The organism is Frankia sp. AgKG'84/4 (assembly GCF_023242965.2).
Taxonomy (GTDB): Bacteria; Actinomycetota; Actinomycetes; order Frankiales; family Frankiaceae; genus Frankia.
This window is the reverse complement of the sequence record NZ_JALKFU020000633.1, coordinates 1-2,882: the sequence shown is the minus strand read 5'-3', so window position 1 is coordinate 2,882 and position 2,882 is coordinate 1. Positions and strand designations below refer to the sequence as shown.

1 protein-coding gene and 1 pseudogene are annotated in these 2,882 nt (G+C 71.6%); both read left to right on the top strand.

What is annotated here, in order from left to right; all coding sequences use genetic code 11:
* Positions 1–248 (top strand): annotated as a pseudogene (locus MXD58_RS24305) (hypothetical protein); the annotation flags it as partial.
* A gap of 4 nt (positions 249–252) precedes the next feature.
* Entirely contained in the window at positions 253–2,781 is a 2,529-nt protein-coding gene (locus MXD58_RS24300) for an ABC transporter permease (protein WP_248840358.1), read from the top strand.
* The last annotated feature ends 101 nt before the right edge of the window (positions 2,782–2,882 follow it).

Below are 2,882 nucleotides of genomic sequence, written 5' to 3'. Positions count from 1 at the left end.
GGCGCAGGGGTGGCGGCGGGCGGGCGGCGGCGCCGGCCGCGGCGGACTACGCGGACTATCCCCAGGACCCGGCCGGATACGACGACTATCCGGACCAGCGCTACGGCGACGTGGACCCGCGGCCCGACTACGACCCGCGGCCCTTTCCCACCGACGCGTCCCCCTACCCGTCGTACGGGCAACCGCCGGCCCGCGCGGAGGATCCGCAGCGCCGCCCGGGCGGTCCGGGACCGGCGGGCTGGGCCTGATCCGATGCTGCGCGCCACCCTCAAGAGCCTGCTGGCCCGCAAGATCAGGCTGGTCCTGTCCATGCTGGCGGTTATCGTCGGCGTGAGCTTCGTGACCGGGACCCTGGTCCTCACGGACACGCTGAACAAGACGTTCGACACGCTGTTCGCCAACGTCAACAAGAACGTGAGTGTCGACGTGCGGGCGGTCAACCAGATCGATCCGGCCAGCGACGCGGGCCGCCCGCCGCTGCCCGCCACGATCGTCGCCACCGTCGCCGGCGTGGACGGTGTGCGCGCGGCGGTCGGGACCGTCACGGGCCAAGCGGTCCTCATCGACCCGACGACGGGCAAGCCCCCGAAGACCGGGGCTCCGGGCATCGGGCAGAACTGGACCGGCGCTCAGCCCACCGCCACCGAGCGGATCGTCGAGGGGCACGCGCCGGGGCCCGGCGAGATCGTCGTCGACAAGGCCAGCGCGCGCAAGCTGCACCTCACCGTCGGCGGCAAGGTCTCGGTGCAGACCAAAGCCGCGCCGGTGGCCTACACGCTGGCCGGCACCTTCGAGGTCCCCGGGCAGGACGGCTTCGGTGGGGCGTCGGTCACCGCCTTCGACACCGCCACCGCCCAGCGGCTGCTGCTGGCCCCGAACCAGTTCAGCGCGGTGCACATCGCCGCCGCGGACGGCCTCGGTCAGCAGGAGCTGCGCACCCGGGTCGCCGCAGCGCTACCCGCGGGGATCGAGGCGATCACGGGCGAACAGCTGGCGGACGAGAGCGCCAGCGCCATCCAGCAGGCCATCGGCGGATTTTCGATCTTCCTGCTGGTCTTCGCCGCGATCTCCGTGTTCGTCGGCGCCTTCATCATCTTCAACACGTTCACGATGCTGGTCGCCCAGCGGGTGCGGGAGCTGGCACTGCTGCGCGCGATCGGCGCGAGTCGCCGGCAGGTGCAGGTGTCCCTGCAGGTCGAGGCGGCGGTCGTCGGCACGGCGGGGGCCACCGCGGGGCTGGTGGTCGGCGCCGGCCTCGCCGTACTGCTGCGGGCCGCCGTCGGCGCGTTCGGCGTGGACCTGCCCAACGGCGCGCTGGTGTTCGCGCCGCGCACGATCGTCGTCGCCTACGCCGTGGGCGTCGTGATCACCTGCGTGGCGGCCTACATTCCCGCCCGCAAGGCGGCCTCGGTGCCACCGGTGGCCGCGATGCGGGAGACCTTCGTGCTGCCGGCGCGGTCCCTGCGGCTGCGCGCGATCGCCGGCTGCGTGCTCAGCGCCCTCGGCGTGCTGCTGCTCGTGGCGGGCACGGCGTCGGCGGGCAAGACCGGCGCCATCGCCGTCGGTGTCGGCGCGGCGGGGATCTTCCTCGGTGTCGCGACGCTGTCGCCGCAGCTGTCCAGCCCGGTCATCCGGGTGCTCGGCGTGCCGTTCATCTCCGTGTTCGGCACCACCGGCCGGCTCGGCCGGGAGAACGCCATGCGCAACCCGCGCCGCACCGCCTCGACCGCCTCCGCGCTCATGATCGGCCTGGCCCTGGTCAGCGCGTTCTCGATCCTCGGGCAGTCGATCAAGGAGTCGGTGAGCAGCACCGTCAAGAACAGCCTCGGGGCGGACTTCTACCTGACCACCCAGGGGTTCGGCACCGGCTTCAGCGGCCAGGTCGTGCGGGATCTTTCCGGCCAGCCTGGCATCGACGTGGCCACCGGCCTGCGCGGCGGTGCCGCGAAGGTCAACGACCACACCATCGCGCTGCTCGCCGGAGATCCCGCCGGCCTGCTCGACGTCCTGGCCATCAAGAAGGTGGCCGGTGACATCAACGCCCTGGGTGACGGGACGATCCTCGCCGAGTCCACCACCGCCAAGAACGAGCACCTCACCGTCGGCCAGAAGGTCAAGGTCGCTTTCGCCGACGGCACCGAGGAGCTGACCCTCGCCGGCACGTACAAGAAGAGCCAGGTGGCCGGGTCGTGGATCGTCTCCACGGCCCAGTTCGCCCGGCACAACCACGACGACCTCGACCAGTTCGTCCTGATCAAGCGGGCCGCGGGCGCCGACCCCGCGGCGGTGCGGGCCGAGATCGACAAGGTGGTCAAGCCGTTCGGCACGGTCGAGGTGCGCGACCAGTCCGAGTTCGTCGCCCAGCAGGAGAAGCAGGTCGACCAGCTGCTCGGCTTCATCTACGTGCTGCTGGCCCTCGCAGTCATCATCGCCCTGTTCGGCATCGTGAACACGCTGGCGCTTTCCGTGATCGAGCGGACCCGCGAGATCGGCCTGCTGCGTGCCATCGGGATGTCCCGGGGCCAGATGCGGGCCATGGTGGTGATGGAGTCCACGATCATCTCGGTGTTCGGCGCGGTGCTGGGCGTGGCCGTGGGCAGCGTGTTCGGCTGGGCGCTGACGAAGGCACTCGCCTCGCAGGGCATCAACACGTTCGCCTACCCGACCTCGACAATCATCATGGTGATCATCGTCGGGGTCCTGCTCGGTATTCTCGCCGCCGTGTTCCCGGCGCGCAGAGCCGCGCGGATGGACGTCCTGCGCGCCATCTCCACCGCGTGAGCGCGCACGCCCGGCGGGCGGGGCCCTCAGGCCCGCGCCGGCCGGGCGGCGAGCAGCGCCTCGAGCAGTGCAGGACTCACCTCGTGCAGACTGTCCACGAC

Excerpts from the sequence above, each read along its gene's own strand:
- MXD58_RS24300 (WP_248840358.1), top strand. The coding sequence starts at position 253 with ATGCTGCGCGCCACCCTCAAGAGCCTGCTGGCCCGCAAGATCAGGCTG.